The following is an 18,575-nucleotide window of genomic DNA, read 5'->3' as shown; positions in this document are numbered from 1 at the left end:
TTATACTATAATGTATTTTAAATATAAAGCCAAGGGGGATGGATACATGAAAGTGGAAGCGCTACCAGTTACACAAGGGGATCATAACTTAAAAAATTATCAAGAGCTTCATGGCCAATTTGATTGGAGCGAAGCGGAGAAAGAGTTTTCCTGGTCTGAAACAGGCAGGGTCAATATGGCATATGAGGCAATTGATCGCCATGCAGAAGGATTCAGGAAAAATAAAATTGCGCTTTATTATCAGGATGGGGTGCGCAAGGAAAAATATACTTTTAAAGAGATGAAGGAGTATTCAAATAAAGCTGGGAATGTCTTTAAAACTTATGCTGATGTGGAAAAAGGGGACCGCGTGTTTATCTTCATGCCTCGTTCTCCAGAACTGTATTTTGCTGTTCTCGGGGCGGTCAAGCTAGGCGCGATTGTAGGTCCATTATTTGAAGCATTCATGGAAGGTGCTGTCCGTGACAGACTGGAGGACAGTGGGGCAAAGGTATTGGTGACGACACCTGAGCTTCTTGAACGTGTTCCTGTCGATGAGCTTCCTGATTTGAAGCATATTCTTCTTGTTGGCGACAATATTGAGGGAAACGACAAGTATGTTGATTTCAAGCAAAAGCTATCTGAAGCGAGCAAGAAGCTTGATATCGAATGGGTTGACCGTACAGATGGCCTGATTTTACATTACACTTCCGGGTCAACTGGAAAACCTAAAGGCGTTCTCCATGTCCATAATGCGATGATCCAGCATTATCAGACAGCCAAATGGGTACTTGACCTTAAAGAAGAAGATGTGTACTGGTGCACAGCGGATCCAGGCTGGGTAACAGGAACTTCATACGGAATTTTCGGTCCATGGCTTGCAGGAACGTCCAATGTAATCATCGGCGGACGTTTCAATCCGGAAACATGGTATAAGATGATTGAAGAATACGGAGTGACTGTTTGGTACAGTGCCCCTACAGCCTTCAGGATGCTGATGGGAGCGGGCGATGAGGTAGTGAAGAAGTTCGATCTTAGCTGTCTTCGCCATATCCTTAGTGTCGGTGAGCCGCTGAATCCAGAAGTAGTCAGATGGGGAATGAAAGTGTTCAATCTGCGTATCCATGATACCTGGTGGATGACAGAGACGGGTGCACAATTAATCTGTAACTATCCAAGCATGGAAATCAAGCCTGGATCAATGGGTAAACCAATCCCAGGCGTGAAGGCTGCGATTGTTGATGACCAGGGCAACGAATTGCCACCATACAGAATGGGCAATTTAGCAATCCAAAAGGGCTGGCCATCGATGATGCATACAATCTGGAACAACCCTCAGAAGTATGAGTCTTACTTCATGCCAGGTGACTGGTACGTTTCCGGTGACTCAGCTTATATGGATGAAGATGGCTACTTCTGGTTCCAGGGACGGATTGATGATGTCATCATGACTTCAGGTGAGCGTGTCGGACCGTTTGAAGTGGAAAGCAAGCTGGTTGAACACCCTGCAGTTGCTGAAGCTGGTGTCATCGGCAAGCCAGACCCAGTCCGCGGCGAAATCATCAAGGCGTTCATTGCTTTGCGTGACGGTTACGAGCAGTCCGACGAATTGATTGAAGAGATTCGTCAATTTGTTAAAAGAGGCCTTGCTGCACATGCTGCTCCACGTGAAATCGAGTTCCGCGATAAGCTGCCGAAAACACGAAGCGGTAAAATCATGCGCCGTGTATTGAAGGCCTGGGAACTTGACCTTCCAACTGGAGACCTTTCTACAATGGAAGATTAATAGAATCGTACAGAAGAGCGTGAAGTCGGACTTCACGCTCTTATATATTTTCAGGAAAAAGAAACACCGCATCCAACAAGATGCGGTGTTTCTACTTATATCCTATTGCTAGTTTCCGTTACCATTTCCATTCCCATCGCCGTTCCCGTTTCCGTCACCATCACCGTCGCCGTCTCCATCTCCAGGAGGTGGTGGTGGAGGTGGCTTAGGAGGATCCTTCGGTTTAGGGTCAGTTGGAGGCGGGTCTTTTGGCTTTGGATCCTTCGGTTTGTCTTCCTTTGGCGGATCCTTAGGCTCTGGCTTTTGGCCAATTTCAATTAGATTGGATGGTGCTGATTCTTTTCCGCCTATATCTACAGCAGTGACATAGAATGAACCGTCTCCAGCATTGAAAACTAAATCTGCCCCTGCTTTAATGCTGCCGACTTTTTTCTTGTTGTTATAGATTCGATAGCCGACAATATCATTTTCAGGGTGCTTGCCCCAGGTGATGGTCTTGCCTGAAAGCTTGATTCCCAGCGCTGCCGGGGTCTTGCCATTTTCACTGAGCTTATCATCTGCAACTAGAATCTTGTTCCATGCATCCTTTTTAGGGATAAGCTGCTGCGGATCTCTGATTTTATGGCCAATGATGCTTTCCATATATTCTGGATTCAGGATCACTCCAGTATCCGTGAATTCAGATGGTGTTGAATCAAGAGCGATATAGCGCTTATCGCCTACGGTTACGAATTTGTTCTCGACAAGGCTGTCATCAACCTTTGATGGAGCATACTTTGCAATAAAGTAATCTGATTCAACAAGTCCTGCTTTGGAGCAAGCACTCGATGGAAGCAAACCAGATACTCCACAATAGGATCGTTTGACGATACCGCCAGGCATCTTAAAGCGCTCTTCAGGGTCGACTAGCTGAGGAGCAACTTCATAAGCGTCGTTCATTAAGTCTGCCCAGATGTATTGGGTACGTTGGCCGTATGAAAGCCCTTTATATCGCCTTTCCAATGGTTTGTTGTGATCATACCCAAGCCATACCCCGAAGGATACATTTGGATTTGTAGCTACAAACCAGGAATCATAAAAATCGTGTCCAGTACCTGTTTTACCTGCCCAGTCAGATCCAAACTTCAGTCTGCTTTTTACAGCAGTTGCAGTTCCGCGATTAATAACATCACGCATCATATCGATTGTAAGATATGATGTCTGCGGACTGAAAACATCTACCGGTTCTGATTTATGCTGGAAAACTACGTTTCCACTCTTATCAACAATCTTTTCAATCATATAAGCATCAATGAATTTTCCGCCATTTGCAAATGTTCCAAATGCATTGGTATTCTCTTCTACAGTGACACCACCGGACAATGATCCGATCGATGTTGATAGGTTTTCATAATCATCCTTATGCAGATTAGAGAATCCCATTTTATCCAGGAAGGTTGCGGGCCTTTGGTTGATGATACTCTTGTAGGCAAGAACAGCAGGGACGTTATAAGACTTTGTCAATGCATGTCTCGCTGAAGTCAAGCCGCTGTATCTCATATCATAGTTATTAGGCCACGCTTTGCCAGATCCATTCAAAAACACTTGGACATCTGGAAGAACAGAACCAGGATGCAATTTCCCTAGCTCCATTGCAGGAGCATAAACGAGCAGCGGTTTCATAGTAGAACCGTTTTGTCTAGGTGAGTCAGTGGCATGATTTCTTTGCTGTATGTCAAAGTCACGCCCGCCGACAAAACTAATCATTTTACCAGTCTTGTTTTCAATCAGCACGGCGCCAATTTCAACCTGTTCATCAATGACAATCGTCTTGTTTGGGTCATCTGGATCAGGAACTTCCTGCGGTTTGTTGCTTCCATAATACGGATATTTGTTTGCTGTTTCCTGGTGTTTTTCATAAATTTCTTTATTGATGGTCGTGTAAATTTTATAGCCATTCTGACGGAGGTCACGGTCCGCAAGTGCTTGGTATTCTGCCATCAATTTATCGTCTTTTTTCAAGTCTTCTAGTTCATAGCCATCACGTTCAGCAAGAATCTCTGCGAGGATTGTAACGGATCGCTTCTCGATTTCAAACGTCAAGAAAGGATATTCCTCAACGGTATTATCACTAGGTACTTCTTTTACAAAGTCCTTTGTGATATCGTAGTTGATCGCTTCCTTGAACTCTTCATCGGAAATGAAGCCAGCTCCATGCATCCTTGTAACGACTGTCTTGTATCTGGAAAGGCCAGGCTCAAGTCCTTTTGGATCCTTCAGCTTGCCATGGTCACTGCTGAACGGTGTGTAACCGAACGGGCTCTGCGGAAGACCGGCAATAAAGGCAGCCTGAGGCAATGTCAGATCCTTCGCTTCTTTTCCGAAGATTCCTTGAGCTGCGGCCTGGACACCGGCAATGTTGCTGCCATTCGCGTTTCGTCCGAACGTGGCGACATTCAAATAGGCTTCAAGGATTTCTTTTTTATCAAAAAATTTCTCGAGACGAAGGGCGAGCAGAATTTCTTTCGCTTTACGCTCGAAGGAAATTTCATTCGTCAGGATCTGGTTCTTAATGAGCTGCTGTGTGAGTGTACTACCTCCGGAGGATGTCGCTGAGTTTGTTACCTCCTGGAAAAGTGCGCGCATGATTGCTTTTGGAACGACGCCATCATGCTCATAAAAGTACTCATCTTCTGTTGCGACTACTGCATTTACCAAATGCTTCGACATATCTTCAAGCTTTACTTCCTCACGGTATAAATCCGTTCGGAGCTTGCCAAGATAAACATCGTTATCAAAATATAAATCCGATGTTTCTTCATAGTTGTAGATATCTTTCCTCATATTCTCATAAGGTCGGATTTGTTCATCTTTGACAAGGGATGCGAAGTACCCGGCACCTGTACCAGCGGCGAATCCACCACCGAGAACCAATACAATGATCAATAACAACAGCATGTTCCAGACAACTGAATAAGTAATCCGGGCTCCTTTTACGGTCTTTTTATTCGTAAAAAAAGCACCAAAGGATTTAAGCTTCTCTTTCCAAGCCTGTTTTCCCTCATGCATTCATATCATTCCCCCTAAAATCACATACATTATAGCATAAACAGGCTGTCGAATAGATGTTAATGTGAATTTTTCTGAAAATTTATGTCGAATTTGACAACAAGTATTGCTTTATGGTAAAAATGCTTTATTAACTTTATAGTGAAAAGCTTTGAAGGGAATTAGTAGTGCTTCTGTCAATGTTCCAGAAAGCCGGCGGCCGCTGTGAGCCGGTACAAACAGAAGGATGAATTACCTCCCCGAGCGCCGCAGTGAACATATTCATCAGTAGCCGCGGACGGTTTAACCGTTATTTTATTGAGTGGAAGACAGTGTTTATTTTGTTTTCAAGCCGGGTGGTACCGCGCATACAGCGCCCCTGCATTTATTGCAGGGGCGTTTTTTATTGGGCGAAAATCCGGTTACGAAATATATATTCGAATGGAGGAAGAAAAGATGGAATTACTAAAAGATCTCGAATGGCGCGGGATTATTTACCAGCAAACAGATGAAGAGGGAATGAAGGATTTACTTTCGAAGGAAAAGATCTCTCTATACTGTGGTGTCGATCCAACAGCGGACAGCATGCATATCGGTCACCTTCTTCCGTTCCTGACTCTGCGCCGTTTCCAGAATGCTGGGCATCGTCCGATTGTTCTAGTCGGAGGAGCGACTGGATTGATTGGCGATCCAAGCGGAAAGAGTGAGGAACGTAAACTGCAGACACTTGAGCAAGTTCAGCTAAATGTAGAAGGCATCAAGAAACAGCTTGGCCAAATTTTTGATATTGAAGGTGCCAATGGCGCTTTGATGGTCAATAACTACGATTGGGCAGGGTCCATGGATGTCGTTACATTCCTGCGTGACTTCGGAAAGCATGTTGGCGTCAATTACATGCTCGCAAAGGACACAATTGCTTCAAGGCTCGAAACGGGTATTTCATTTACGGAATTCACTTACACGATCCTGCAGGCGATGGATTTCTACCACTTATACGAAAAACATGACTGCAAATTGCAGATTGGCGGCAGCGACCAATGGGGTAATATTACGACCGGTCTTGAATTGATCCGCAAAATGTCTGCTGAAGGCTCAAAAGCTTTCGGATTGACTATTCCACTTGTCACAAAGGCAGACGGAACAAAATTCGGAAAGTCAGAAAGCGGAGCTGTATGGCTTGATCCAGAAAAAACGTCACCATACGAGTTCTACCAGTTCTGGATCAACACAGCTGATGCTGATGTCGTGAAGTACTTGAAATTCTTCACTTTCTTAGAAAAAGAAGAGATCGAAGCGCTGGAAAAAGCGGTTGAGGAAGAGCCACATCTTCGCAAGGCTCAAAAAGCCCTTGCAGAAGAAATGACACGAATGATCCATGGCGAAGAATCACTTCAGCAGGCAATCAGGATTTCAGCAGCACTTTTTAGCGGCGACATTAAAAACCTGAGCGCTAATGAAATCAAGCAAGGCTTCAAAGATGTTCCTTCTTTTACAGTGGAAGGGGAAGAAGAGCAAGGCTTAGTCGACTTGCTGGTGGCAGCGAAAATCTCGCCATCCAAGCGCCAGGCGCGTGAAGATGTAACGAACGGTGCAGTCTCCCTGAACGGAGAGCGCGTCACCGACACTGCCTATGTCCTTAGCGATGCAGACAAGATCGACGGACAGTTTACCATCGTCCGCCGCGGAAAAAAGAAGTACTTTATGATTAAATACTAATGAAAAAACAGCCTTTCCCGTCCGGGAAGGCTGTTTTTACTTAACTTGGCGATAAAAATATATTGCTGGAATTGTTTTTGACTTCAGTTTAACCCTGCCAACTAAACTATTCCGCGAAACTACGGCATAATTCCGCGAAACTAGAACCGAATTCCGCGAAAAACAATGATAATTCCGCGATATGTATAATTTTACTCAAAAAGAGTATTTAGTAACTCGATAAATGATTTTGTTGTCAGCATTGTTTCTTGCACATATTCAGTTTTTCGGATAAAACTGTTTTAGCCAAAAACAAAAACCCCGACCAAAAGGGCTTGCCCGCCGTCGTAAAGAATCGTTGGATATCGCCTGGAGAAATATTTTTGTGAAAGCTGGAATATTAACAAACAACAAAAAAAGATCATCTTAAGGATGATCTTAGCTGAAAATAATTTTAGAAAGTTGGTCACCATATTTTACTACAAAATAAAAAAAGATTGCCCCGGCAGCTAGTCCTAGGATTGGTGCAACGATTTTATTCTGAAGAATATCTAACATAATTAATTTCATCTCCTATAATCTTATTTCTCTTATTCTACCAGAAGTTGTAATGAGAAAATATCCCAAAACTTATAAAAGGAGGGCATTTAGTGCAGTTAAATTTATTCAGAGAAATATAGTAGATATTTTTGCAGGTGGAGGCGCCTCCACAGGAATCGAAATGGCAACCGGATTATCTTCGGATATCGCCATCCATCAGAGAGCGTATGGGAACTGGTACTCCAGGAGCAGTTAATGGGAGACTACCTTGGCGTTGAGGAAATCTTTGGTCTGAAATAGAATTGTATTTAAAAGATCAGTAGGGAGAGAAATGAGTGATTGGATTTAATACATTTTTATCGGTTGAATGTAATAATTGTAAAAGGGGCTGGTCCCTAACACCTAGTGAGATGGAACTTGCTAAAACTAATGGGAAACAACACTTAATTAACTGTTCATGTGGAAACAGTTTCACTTACATCGATGGCATTGTTAATAGTATCCTTTCAGAGAATATTTTTAGCCAACATGATTTTATAAGTGATGCAATATTAAGTGCTCAAGGCACTATTCGGATAGGGTACACAACACGATTAAAACTTGAGAAAAGGTTACCTAAAATAAATAAAGTGTTTCTAACATGTCAAGATGGATTTGCAGACGTTGAAGGTAAAATAACAGGTGAGAATGATACATTAACAATATTTTCAAGTCAAAGTAAAAATCCTTATTCAGCACGAGTGGGACAACCGTTAAAAATTAATGTCATGATTTACGGACAAGAGGAAAACGATACATTACCTATTTGGCGTAAGGTATTAATTCAAGCCAGAGAACAATATATTAGAGAACAATATAATTTGTCCTTATTGACAGCAGTAATTTCACTTGAGAGCTTTATTGATCACTTATTGAGGGTATTATTAATCAAAAAAGGTGCAAGTAAAACTAAAATACGTAAAGTGGTTGAAGAAGCAAATATCCCTGAAAAGTTAGAAATACACTTGATAGAAATAGACTCTATTGATTTGACCCAAGACACCGAATTCTATAGAGAAATTAGAGACCTATTCCGTATAAGAAATAAAATTGCCCATGGTGGTGATATTACAATTACCAAGGAGGAGGCTAAAAATGCTTTTGAAATCACGGTAAGAGTTGTATTTTACACAATCTTTAAAACGACGTTAGAAATTCTTTGATTTATTAACTGCGGGTTCTTTCCTGGGCCCTTAGGGGGTAGATAGAATGAGCTTTGAGTTGCCTGAGTTAGATAGAAAGGCCACACAGGCAAGAGTAGAGGAATATTTGGAGAAATACCGGTTGATTAAATACTTAACATTTGAAGAGAGTGAGGCAAGTATAACTGCCAGTAGTTCGCCACGATATCATGGACCAACTAATCAAACTGGAGATCAAACTGGGACGATTGCTATTTATAATGTAGACGCACAGGCAAGAAGGAAGCAATTCTGTGAACATATTGAGCGAGCTGTAAGTAGACTTCCAAAGATGGAAAGGTTTTTAATTGAAGAGCGATATTTGGTTAATGATAGTGAATATATAACTGATTTCAATGTGTATTGTCATAAATTTCAACCACCAATAAGTTCAATGACTTATGCGAAAATACGTTGGAAAGCATTCTATAGGCTAGCCTTAAATTTAAACATCGCTATAACTAAAAAAAAGTGAAAAAGCCACATTAGTGGCTTTTCTCTATAAATTCACTAAGGGCTTTTATAAGATTGTTTTCTGGCACTTCACTTAAAATTGATTCCATTGCTGCAGTAAAAGTAGAGGATGTTGCTGTAATCCTTTTTAAATCCGAGGCTTCAACCGAGAAAACGTTCAAACCTGCAAAAGTCAGAAAGCATCCATCAAACAGTCCTTCTAAATTCTTGATGAATTTCTCTCCTATTATATCACTTTGATGTGAAAGACTAGAATTGACGAGATTAGCCAAAGCTTTAAAGTTTAAGTTTTTATTTTTTTTAAAAACTAAATAACTATAAATTAAAATAAGTGTTGTCAACCCTGTATTATTAAATTTATCTTTCAAAGAGTCTTTAATAAAGTTTTTCCATTCAACTTCAGATAAAATTTGTATATCATTTCCTATATTATGAGTGAGATTTTTTTCAAATATATCCTCTATATTTTTTTGATAAATAGATAGATTGGTTTTTATGTTTTCGTCAAATGATTGATTTAGTGACTCTATTCTTGCTTCTAAGTTAGAAAATAAATCATTTATACTAGTAGTTTCTAATAATTTCGTAACTTTTTCGATTTTATTGGAGGATTCTTCTAATTTTCTGGTTGAATATAAAGTTGTTGAACTTTGGTCAAAAGAATAAATAATAGCAATAACAGCTAGAATGATAGATATGATTGTACCCGCAAAACTCCATTTACTAAGGGTAACATCATAATTTGATGTAAGTAACCAAATCATTAGAACAAATAATAACCAATAAATAAGATCCTTTTTTTCTATCCATTTAAACATTTTTTACATCCTTTCCAAATATTATCTAGTTAATATTACATTAACATAGAAATAAATAGGAAAATATTATAAAAAAATCGGAGGAATTTTTAACCCATTTGCATATTTACCTGATAAATTTATATCATCGGGAATTGATTGAGGGACACTCATTCGATTCCTTTTTTATTGCTTACTATTAATATTGATCATGCCATTCCTGGTGATGTTGCTAGCTGACTCACATATCGAAGTCAGGCCATCGCTCATACCCTTTTATTCAACACCTCCTTGTTGGGCCAGTGGTAATCCCAGCTACTTAAGGAATGGATCGGGACGGTTTGCTGCCAGCCGAAGTAAGTGGCAGCTTTATTATGTCATTATTTGACGAACGATAGGGATTGTCCATATACTTCCATTTGTTTGATAATTAATAAATAAAAGCAAAGGAGGTAGCACAAATGGATGTATCACTAGAACACTTAAATTTAATACTAAAACAAAAAGAACAATGGTATTGCGATAGGTGTGGAGAAATCATTCAGTCAGATCAAGATGGAATGTTGGAATGGGATAGTTTCATTGAACCTGATGAAGAAGGAAGAACTGCCAAGAATTTCAGGATAGTTCATCACATTACAACAGGTCTTGATTGTCAGACTCCACGACATAACCGCAGAAACTTATCAGATGGTCATCTACATTGGTATACAGGTCCTGGAGGCTTATCTGATCTGTTAGATTTGTATGAAAGAAACAAAGTAAATTCAACTGAGCTTAATACGATTATTAGAAGGCTTCATGTTGATTTGTATGAGGAAGCAAGACCTTACATGCAGAAAGCAAGAGAAGACGGATACTCATACGATTCACATCAAGTAGGCGATTACTCTCAGCAAGAATTAGTTGATTTGATATTTAAATATGGAAATAGATATTAAGCATCCTTTCAAGGGTGCTTTTTTAATACCCAACCATTAAATTAGTGTCGAACCTTTGCCGATATAATTTATGTACTACAAAATTGGAGGTGAACAGCTTAGTGGAAGAAGTTAATTTGGCTTTGGACTATTTTGGACTAATACCCTGTATTATTGCAGGTGTCCTTCTTGTTTTTTTCTTTTTGTTAACGTTTTTAGATTTATCCTTTACATTTTGGGTCTTAGTAATTATTGGAATAATTACTTTCATTGTTTTCAATATTTTTGACCTATTTGGGAATGAGACTTTACTTTACTATACTGCTTTATTTGTAGGTTCAAGCGTTGCAGGATATATTTTTGCTAGCCCACTTGTTTTTCTTGGTGCATTATTCTCATTTGGAGAGGCTTTGAATAGAAAAATCCGCAGTTAATTTTCTATACGGTTCAATAAAGCATTCTTTCGAGGGTGCTTTTTTAATGGAACTTGCAGGAAAATATCTCCTTTTGTCGAAATGAAAGACGGAAGGAGGTGTGAAAATGTCATATTCCTATAGTAATTTCCAAGAAAATTTGAGAAGAAGAGCATTTGAAGGAACGAGCAGATTTTATATAAGAATGTTAGAAGTAGTTGAAGACTTTATCAACCCAGAAGAGATAAAGATTTTCTACCCGAAAAATATTTTTAATTCTAATGAACATAAGGAATTTGTTTTTTTTCTGAAAAATAAAGTTGTTGTTGTTCATTTTGAGAGAGAACAGACTTATTTTATTAGAAGTTTTGACTCTATAGTTAAAGAAACGTCATTAGTGGTTCCAGAACTTACTCATGAAGGCGTACTGCTGACTCTTAAATTTGAAAATGGTGAACAAATGTTATTTAACAGTGTGGACGATTCAAACAGTGCATGGAACGATAACTATATTGAATTGATTCAAGCTATTTTTAAAAAGTTTAATTAATGGTGGAGCATCCTACGGGGTGCTTTTTTTATTGGAGAAAGGATGATGGATATGAAGATAGCTGAATGTTTAACCAAGGACCAGATGCAGCAGCTCAATCGATTACGATCCAAAAGAGAAAAACCACCAAATGAAATAACCAGGAAAAACAATGAAAGGAGCTGGATAATAATGTTTGCAGACTCACTAATTAAAGCTTTAAAAGAATGGGATGAATCGTTTCCAGAAACAAAACTCACGGATATTGGAGGGTTAATATCTGGAGGTCTTGTTTTATTAGGTAGTAATGATTTTAAAGGTGATTACAAAAATAATCCATATCAAACTTTAAAAAATAGAATTTCTTACCTTCAATCGAAGGAAGGAATATATGAGGAATTCATAGTAGATGGGTTAATTAATACGTTTAGTAATTATTTTGAAGAGCAGATTAGTAAGCGCGATGAATTCATCTATAGTAATGAGAATCTTATTAAAACAGCTAAAAAACTAGAAGATACTGATGCGGCATTTCCAGCAAACTTTATTCAACAAACTATAGAAAAGATTGAGTTGTTAAAAAGTCCACAATATCTTGTGTTGGCAGAAAAAGAATTAACAAAGTGGAATGAAATTATTTCTAATATATTTAGTATTAAGAACAGAAAAAAGATGGAGAAAAAGATAATGCAGGAAGGACATGATAACTATTTAGAACAAATGTCTACTGAGGAAAGGCAACGTTATAACGACCTTCTTGATAAAATGAGACGATAAAAGAAGCATCCTACCAAGGGTGCTTTTTTTGGAATATTTCATTGGGAGTGCTTTTTAATTTTAATGCAGGATTATAATACTTTTGTCGAATTATTATTTGAAACAAGAGGTGGTATAAAAATTGTTAGAAAAATTTGAGTCTGATCCGTTAGAGAATGCTATTGATTTTTTATAAAAAGCACATTCTTATTATAGAAACTTTAGTTACAAACATAGGTTTAAATGGGTTTGTATAAGTTTACATGGTGCTCTTTATGGTTTTGCAGTTGCAAATGTAAAGTTGGGAAATCCTCTAAATACAATTTTCAAGTTCACAGAAAAAGATACGAGTAAATGGCGTTTATTAAGTATTATGGAATTATTAGAGGTGTGTAAAAAGGAAGAATTTATACAAAGTATTAATGGAAAAGCTTTAATTCTAACTGAGAAACAGGCAGCTGCTATCTTAAGATTAAATCATTATAGGAATACATACTCGCATTTCGGTGTCAGTGGTTACTCAGTAATAGGATCACTTGATGATATTGTTGATCCTGTCCTTGAAGTAATCAAGTTTTTGTCAACGGAAGAGCAATAGAATTATATACTCAACAAACCAAAAAATAAATTTAGAACAAATGTTATTATCATTTGAAAACGAAGTGCAAACAAGTAAATATAAAAAAGTTTAAGGCATTGAACTGTGCCCCCGTTTACGGACAATTTTAAAAAAGCGCCTATGCAGCTAATAAGTGGCCCCGGTATTGTACCGGGGTCATTTTATTTAAGCCCCATTGATAACGATGATGATTGTATTCTTCGATTACACGATCTACTTCTTTCTTTACATCCTTTATATTATCAAGTGTTTTATACTCTGCTAAGTCTTTAAAATGTCCAAAGAAACTTTCCATTGGTGCGTTATCCCAACAGTTTCCCTTTCGGGACATTGATTGAGTTAAGCCGAGCTTTTTCACTTTGCTTTGGAATAGAGGATGCGTGTAGTGCATTCCTTGGTCAGAATGCAACATGGCTTCTGGATGAAAGTTATTGCCAACAGCTGCCTTTAACTTTTTTAACGCCTTATAGACGATATCCATCTCTAAAGACGTGGAAAGGTAGTAGGCAAGAATTTCTGTTGTCGCGCCGTCCTTTACGCAGGATTAATATGCTTTTTGGCCCTTTCCATAATAGAGATAAGTAATGTCTGTAAGCAGGACTTTTCCTGGTACTTCCTGATTGAATTCACGATTAAGAAGGTTAGTGCAGGTTCTATGTTCCTGGGTTGCCTTGGCCATCTTACGATATGGATTGGCTTTCCATATCTTAGTTACAAGATTATATTTTGCCATTAAACGCCTAATCTTCTTGTGGTTCATTACAGCTAAATAATCATTCTCCATGATCATTTTAATCTGGAGGGCACCTACTTTTTCTCTTTTGCTTATGAAAATTTCTCGGATTAACTCTATATCAAGTTCATCCTGCTCGTCACGTTGTGCCCGTAATGGTGCAGCCTTCAACCAATCATAGTACCCACTTCGGCTGACACCTGCCAATTCACATAGGTAGGAAACAGCTTTCTTTAACTGATGAATTCTGATGGTTTTCTCGATCAAGGAAAACTTCTCAGCTGCCGATACGACAATCAGAGCCAATTTGACCGTTTCTATGGGTTTTAAACTGAGGGATAAGATCGAAGCCAGGATAGTGAATACGCCTGAAGCGGAGGAAATCGAGAAGAGCGGTCACTTCATCATGAATGCCGATAAGCTGTATGACTTACAAGCACCATATTTGGAACTTGAAGAGGCTAAGAAGCTACTAAATGCTTTCTGTATATAAAAGCAACCTGTGAAGGATATAACGCCACAGGAACAAAAGAAAGAACCTAAAAAAATGACAGAAAAGGATGTGTTTATCGATGCTAACTTATAGGGATAAAGCCATCATAAAAGACTTGAATCGATTCAGGGTAATGGATCGTGACAGCATAGCCGAATTGCACTTTGCAGGTTTGAAAAATCCTAAGTATGCTGCGAACAATGTTCTACTTCGGCTTATGCGCGATGGACAGATACAGAGAAGTACAGCGTTTGTGCCATATGTCTAATTTGGTCCAGATAGATGTATCCATGAAGCACAACAGCGCGAAAATAGGGCACTTCCTAGCTATATTGGAAGTCTATAAGGAAATGAGGAATCTAGGTAAACTGGAGAGTTTTTGGGTTGAGCCTAAATACGGAAAGAAAGGGGGAGATGAGCCAGATATTTATTGTAGATTCCGAGGCACTGGGTTCTTTATAGAAGTTCAGCGGACTATTTACTCTGATAAGTTGATGGATGAAAAAATGGAGCGTTATGTTGACTTATACAATGGCGATGTTGTCAGCAAGAATCCATTCCCTCATGTACTGATTCTCTCTGATCAGCGTTATGCAATTGACGGTGAATATCCATTTAAAGTATTCCAGACACAAAGCTTTACTGATTTTGTAAACTCTCTAGTGGAAGAAAAAACGAAAGTAAATAGTGAAGTGAAAATTAAAATCGGATAAAGAAAAAGGACGGTGAAAAAACCGTCCCAACACAGCAAAAATTTTAATTACTCAGTTGTCCATAAACTTTACTTATTATAAAGTTCTTTGTATGCAATTACCTTTAATGCTGTTATTTCCTCTTCCGACAATTTTTCTTGGAATTCTTGTAAAAGTTCTTCTTTTGAAATTGTTCCTTCTTGAACCTGTGATTGTATTGCTTGAAGTTCGTTTATTCCTACCTTTTGGATCAAAACTTTAGTTGCTTCTTCTTTTGTTTTAAATGGTAATTTACTCTCATCAACTGTTTCAGTATTCTCTAATAGAGATTTGAGCTCTGGATCACTTTCAATTGTATGTTTGATGGTTTCCATTTCTCCGGTATTAATTAATTCAGTTGAAACAGCATCCATTAACTTTTCTGAAGCTAAATTTGTTCCGAAATAATAAACGCCATATCCTAAAGCGACCGAAATAATTAGTGTTAAAAAAACTATTTTTAAAAACCTCATATATGTCCCTCCCTTACCAGAATCTAATATACTACAAATCATAGGGAATTGGTAATATGCGGGCAAAACGGCTACTTCCTAGCTACATTGATTGGAAGTGGAGTGTTTAATATAAAGCGTCTGTCCAATTAATTTTGATTGGTGCTCCCAAAGTCCCCCCAAAACCTCCCCCGAATAGTTGGTGGAGAATACTTTGTTTTACAAAGCTGAATATAAATAAAAAACCCTAGAACCGTTGATTTAACAGGTTTTCTAGGGTTTTTTGAGTTACTATTTAAATTGCATCTCGCTTAACGAGAGTAGAATTCAACGATAAGAGCTTCGTTGATTTCAGCTGGAAGTTCAGAACGCTCAGGCATACGAGTGAAAGTTCCTTCTAGCTTGTCTGCATCGAAAGTCAAGAAGTCAGGTACGAAGTTGTTAACTTCGATTGCTTCTTTAACAACATCAAGGTTGCGTGACTTTTCACGAAGTGTGATTGTTTGTCCTGGAGCTACGCGGTAAGATGGGATATCTACGCGTGCGCCATCAACCATGATGTGACCGTGGTTTACTAACTGGCGAGCTGCACGACGAGTGCGAGCAAGACCAAGACGGTAAACAACGTTGTCCAGACGAGCTTCAAGAAGAATCATGAAGTTTTCGCCGTGCTTACCAGGCATTTTGCTTGCCTTGTCGAACAAGTTACGGAACTGGCGCTCAGTAACTCCGTACATGTGGCGAAGCTTTTGCTTCTCTTGTAATTGTAATCCGTATTCGGATAATTTTTTACGCTGGTTAGGACCATGAGGACCTGGTGCGTAAGGGCGTTTTTCTAATTCTTTACCTGTACCGCTTAGTGAAATTCCAAGACGGCGGGATAGTTTCCAGCTTGGGCCGGTATAACGAGCCATGAATGACTCCTCCTTAGTTTTTATTTTGTAAAATAAAAACAGATTGTGATTAAGCACTTATGGGTATTTTGTTTTCATGTACCTTCGCCCTAGCAGCAGCGGGTTACGAGATACACCATCAAACAACGTTCGAGGAACAAAATACATACATAATCTAGACCACATAGGCTGCGATATTTTACACAAAGAGTATTATATAATTTCTGTTGCTATAAAGTCAAGGGCATATTTAAAAATCAAGAAATGTTCAGCTAGTTTTTCACCTGAAAAGTTTGTCTTTTATATCATACTATTTTACTAGGTCTATGGTATAATGATTAGTAATTGTTATATTTTTCAAATATTTGGATATTACCTTGCCACGTGATGAATCATTTTAGTTTATTCAGGCTGCTGCCTGTCAAAACAGCTACTTACAAATCGCTGTTAAGTGATTTTAAAACAGGTGATATATATGGAAGAATTAATAGAGCGCGAGATTATATTAGAACTGAAAAGCCGATTTTTTGATTTGATCAGCACTGGCGGATTATCTTTTTCTTTCTCAGAAGTTCTCTCGCAAATGATGGCTATTTTAAAAGAACTCCTGAAAGTTGAAGAAATCGATTTTTATGGCTGCCAGGAATGGAAACAGGGAATGCTCCTGGAGGCTACAACACGTTCATCGATAAATGACGAAGTGATTGGTACTTTTCCTGATTGTCTGGTAAGTGAATTGGCTGAGAAACCCTATTCTTTCATTAAATATCCAGAATCTATGCCTCAGTACGAACTGTTGCTTGTCTTGGCCGCTAATGAAAAACCAAAGGGTCTGTTTGGCTTTCAATTCACCGGTGTATCACTAACCCGGTTATCAGACCGGTTCTTTAATAAGCTTTCTTTTGAGTGCAATGTATTTATTGAGAAGGCGCGTAGCCTGGCGGATACAATGGAAGAAGAAAAAAGATATAAGCAATTATTCAGGGTGACGAAAAAATTCCATTCGACGATGGATATGGATGCCGTGCTCGGTGAAATCATTTCCACACTAAGGGAAGTATATCCTTCTTTCACCTATTATCTGCTGTTGTCCCATGACCATAAGGGGTATGGTGGATTGCCGGTTAAAGACCTTGAATACGATAGCGATAACCTGACTGCGATGCAATCATATGTAAGCGGGCAGATCCAGTTCGAGGACTCAGTCACAGAAAAAAATTCAATCATGTATGCACCTCTAAAAGGCAAACAGGGTGTTTACGGAGTTTTGCAGGTGATTGCCCCGAACTCACTTGTTTTCCCGCAAAATGAAGTTGAGTTCATTAAGCTGCTCGCCAATACCGCCGGCAGTGCGCTGGAAAACGCCAAGCTATATGAGCAATCCAGGAAATTGATTGCCGATTTGCAGTTAATCAATGAAACCTCGCATCAGTTGAACACTAGCTTGCGACTGACAGATACGATGAAGTTTATCTGCGGACAAATCATCAAATCTTTTAATGCTCAGGAAGTCGGTTTCATCTTGCTTGATGAAGACCGTGATGATTACTCAGTCCTGCAAGGCAGCACAAGCTTTTTCTTTTCAAAAGATGCTTCCAGTTATATATTGAGGATCGCCAAACGAATCAAGCAGGAAATGGAACCATTATTCATCGGAGATATCTCCTCTGATAGAGAAGACGCCTCTTTACACTTCCACTCGATTATGGGTGTCCCGATGATCCAGAGCGGGGAATTAAAGGGTTTTGCGCTTGTCATGCATGAGGAGCCGTATCACTTTGCGTTTGATACATTCAAACTGCTCCAATCTCTTATCCACCATTCAACTTTAGCTTTTACCAATTCAATGCTGCGTGAAGAGCTGGAAAAAATGGTTGTGACGGATCATTTGACGAAGCTGTATTCTCGTGGGTATTTGGATGACAAAATGAATCTTTCCATGCTTGAAGATCAGCAGGGAACCTTTATTTTGATTGATATTGATAATTTTAAAAGCGTTAATGACCAGTATGGCCATCAGGTGGGAGACGAGGTTCTCATCCAGCTGGCCCGCCAGATTGCGAAGAATATCCGCGGGACTGACATTGGTGCCAGATGGGGTGGGGAGGAACTGGCGATTTATCTTCCAGGAGCACCTCTCGATACTGGTGTCATGATTGCGAATAGGCTAGTAGCTAAAGTAGAAAAACATACGAACCCGAATGTCACGGTTTCATGTGGGGTATCCACATGGATCAGGGGACAGGAAGACACGACCAAGACCGTGTTCAAAAGGGCAGACCAGGCTCTTTATATAGCAAAGGGCTCAGGGAAAAATAAAGTAGTCGTACAGAATGAAAATCAATCTTGCTTTGGTAGTAAGTTATAAATTTCACTTTGAGAATTGTCCAGCTCCAGCGCCTAGCCCCTCGAGTCGCTTCGTTCCTGCCAATGAAGTCAAAGAACGACTTCACTGTCAGGCACTCCAGCGCTTGTCGGGGCTGACCAAGGCGCTTGCGCTTTTCTAATCAGCACTCAG

17 protein-coding genes, 1 pseudogene and 1 other annotated feature are annotated in these 18,575 nt (G+C 39.2%); of the genes and pseudogenes, 12 read left to right on the top strand and 6 right to left on the bottom strand.

Features of this window, described 5'->3' with window-relative positions; all coding sequences use genetic code 11:
- Positions 1–46 precede the first annotated feature (46 nt).
- Positions 47–1,765 carry an acetate--CoA ligase gene (gene acsA, locus AC0VX7_RS18575; protein WP_475425370.1) on the top strand — a complete coding sequence of 573 codons (1,719 nt, stop codon included), beginning with the start codon at positions 47–49 and terminating at the stop codon, positions 1,763–1,765.
- A 108-nt stretch (positions 1,766–1,873) separates the two neighbouring features.
- Here the strand turns inward: acsA and AC0VX7_RS18570 are convergent, their stop codons facing one another.
- Positions 1,874–4,813, bottom strand: a complete 2,940-nt coding sequence (locus tag AC0VX7_RS18570) for a transglycosylase domain-containing protein (protein WP_475425369.1) — start codon at positions 4,811–4,813, stop codon at positions 1,874–1,876.
- Between the two features lie 142 nt (positions 4,814–4,955).
- Positions 4,956–5,176 (top strand) — a binding site (T-box leader).
- A gap of 72 nt (positions 5,177–5,248) precedes the next feature.
- On the opposite strand from AC0VX7_RS18570, the gene tyrS reads away from it, so the two are divergent.
- From tyrS to AC0VX7_RS18555, 3 genes are all read left to right on the top strand, one after another.
- The gene (gene tyrS, locus AC0VX7_RS18565) at positions 5,249–6,508 is read left to right on the top strand and encodes a tyrosine--tRNA ligase (protein ID WP_475425368.1); all 1,260 of its coding nucleotides are present in this window, start codon (positions 5,249–5,251) and stop codon (positions 6,506–6,508) included.
- An 854-nt stretch (positions 6,509–7,362) separates the two neighbouring features.
- Positions 7,363–8,229: a HEPN domain-containing protein gene (locus tag AC0VX7_RS18560; RefSeq protein WP_475425367.1), complete on the top strand. Its 867-nt coding sequence runs from the start codon at positions 7,363–7,365 to the stop codon at positions 8,227–8,229.
- A 46-nt stretch (positions 8,230–8,275) separates the two neighbouring features.
- On the top strand, positions 8,276–8,722 hold the full coding sequence (locus tag AC0VX7_RS18555; RefSeq protein WP_475425366.1) for an ArpU family phage packaging/lysis transcriptional regulator: 447 nt from the start codon (positions 8,276–8,278) through the stop codon (positions 8,720–8,722).
- 10 nt (positions 8,723–8,732) lie between these two features.
- Here the strand turns inward: AC0VX7_RS18555 and AC0VX7_RS18550 are convergent, their stop codons facing one another.
- Positions 8,733–9,539 (bottom strand): hypothetical protein, encoded by an 807-nt coding sequence (locus AC0VX7_RS18550; protein WP_475425365.1) that lies wholly within the window; start codon positions 9,537–9,539, stop codon positions 8,733–8,735.
- Between the two features lie 440 nt (positions 9,540–9,979).
- Between AC0VX7_RS18550 and AC0VX7_RS18545 the strand changes: the two genes are divergently transcribed.
- The 4 genes from AC0VX7_RS18545 (at position 9,980) to AC0VX7_RS18530 (ending at position 12,157) form a co-directional block, all read left to right on the top strand.
- On the top strand, positions 9,980–10,459 hold the full coding sequence (locus tag AC0VX7_RS18545; RefSeq protein WP_475425364.1) for a hypothetical protein: 480 nt from the start codon (positions 9,980–9,982) through the stop codon (positions 10,457–10,459).
- A 101-nt stretch (positions 10,460–10,560) separates the two neighbouring features.
- Complete coding sequence (locus AC0VX7_RS18540; protein WP_475425363.1) at positions 10,561–10,872, top strand: hypothetical protein; 312 nt, start codon at positions 10,561–10,563, stop codon at positions 10,870–10,872.
- Positions 10,873–10,978: 106 nt separating this feature from the next.
- Positions 10,979–11,401 carry a DUF3908 family protein gene (locus tag AC0VX7_RS18535; RefSeq protein WP_475425362.1) on the top strand — a complete coding sequence of 141 codons (423 nt, stop codon included), beginning with the start codon at positions 10,979–10,981 and terminating at the stop codon, positions 11,399–11,401.
- 51 nt (positions 11,402–11,452) lie between these two features.
- Positions 11,453–12,157: a hypothetical protein gene (locus tag AC0VX7_RS18530; protein WP_475425361.1), complete on the top strand. Its 705-nt coding sequence runs from the start codon at positions 11,453–11,455 to the stop codon at positions 12,155–12,157.
- 716 nt (positions 12,158–12,873) lie between these two features.
- Here the strand turns inward: AC0VX7_RS18530 and AC0VX7_RS18525 are convergent.
- Positions 12,874–13,278 (bottom strand): annotated as a pseudogene (locus AC0VX7_RS18525) (integrase core domain-containing protein); the annotation flags it as partial.
- A gap of 21 nt (positions 13,279–13,299) precedes the next feature.
- Complete coding sequence (locus AC0VX7_RS18520) at positions 13,300–13,755, bottom strand: IS3 family transposase (RefSeq protein ID WP_475425360.1); 456 nt, start codon at positions 13,753–13,755, stop codon at positions 13,300–13,302.
- Here AC0VX7_RS18520 and AC0VX7_RS18515 point away from each other — a divergent pair.
- The 3 genes from AC0VX7_RS18515 to AC0VX7_RS18505 all read left to right on the top strand — a co-directional run bounded on the left by AC0VX7_RS18515 (position 13,739) and on the right by AC0VX7_RS18505 (position 14,694).
- Positions 13,739–13,981: a hypothetical protein gene (locus tag AC0VX7_RS18515; protein ID WP_475425359.1), complete on the top strand. Its 243-nt coding sequence runs from the start codon at positions 13,739–13,741 to the stop codon at positions 13,979–13,981. The two genes, AC0VX7_RS18520 and AC0VX7_RS18515, sit on opposite strands and share 17 nt — an antisense overlap.
- A 79-nt stretch (positions 13,982–14,060) precedes the next feature.
- On the top strand, positions 14,061–14,249 hold the full coding sequence (locus AC0VX7_RS18510; RefSeq protein ID WP_475425358.1) for a hypothetical protein: 189 nt from the start codon (positions 14,061–14,063) through the stop codon (positions 14,247–14,249).
- Positions 14,242–14,694: a hypothetical protein gene (locus AC0VX7_RS18505; RefSeq protein ID WP_475425357.1), complete on the top strand. Its 453-nt coding sequence runs from the start codon at positions 14,242–14,244 to the stop codon at positions 14,692–14,694. Before AC0VX7_RS18510 ends, AC0VX7_RS18505 begins: the two co-directional genes overlap by 8 nt.
- Before the next feature lie 68 nt (positions 14,695–14,762).
- On the opposite strand, the gene AC0VX7_RS18500 is transcribed toward AC0VX7_RS18505, so the two are convergent.
- Both AC0VX7_RS18500 and rpsD read right to left on the bottom strand, forming a co-directional pair.
- Positions 14,763–15,185, bottom strand: coding sequence for a hypothetical protein (locus AC0VX7_RS18500; RefSeq protein ID WP_475425356.1), 423 nt, complete (start codon positions 15,183–15,185; stop codon positions 14,763–14,765).
- 290 nt (positions 15,186–15,475) lie between these two features.
- Positions 15,476–16,078: a 30S ribosomal protein S4 gene (gene rpsD, locus AC0VX7_RS18495; RefSeq protein WP_041965450.1), complete on the bottom strand. Its 603-nt coding sequence runs from the start codon at positions 16,076–16,078 to the stop codon at positions 15,476–15,478.
- 454 nt (positions 16,079–16,532) lie between these two features.
- On the opposite strand from rpsD, the gene AC0VX7_RS18490 reads away from it, so the two are divergent.
- The gene (locus AC0VX7_RS18490) at positions 16,533–18,425 is read left to right on the top strand and encodes a sensor domain-containing diguanylate cyclase (protein WP_475425355.1); all 1,893 of its coding nucleotides are present in this window, start codon (positions 16,533–16,535) and stop codon (positions 18,423–18,425) included.
- The last annotated feature ends 150 nt before the right edge of the window (positions 18,426–18,575 follow it).

It is taken from the genome of Mesobacillus sp. QJM3NY_10 (assembly GCF_056173465.1).
Note: the sequence above shows the minus strand (reverse complement) of the source record. Positions and strands in the feature narration are given on the sequence as shown.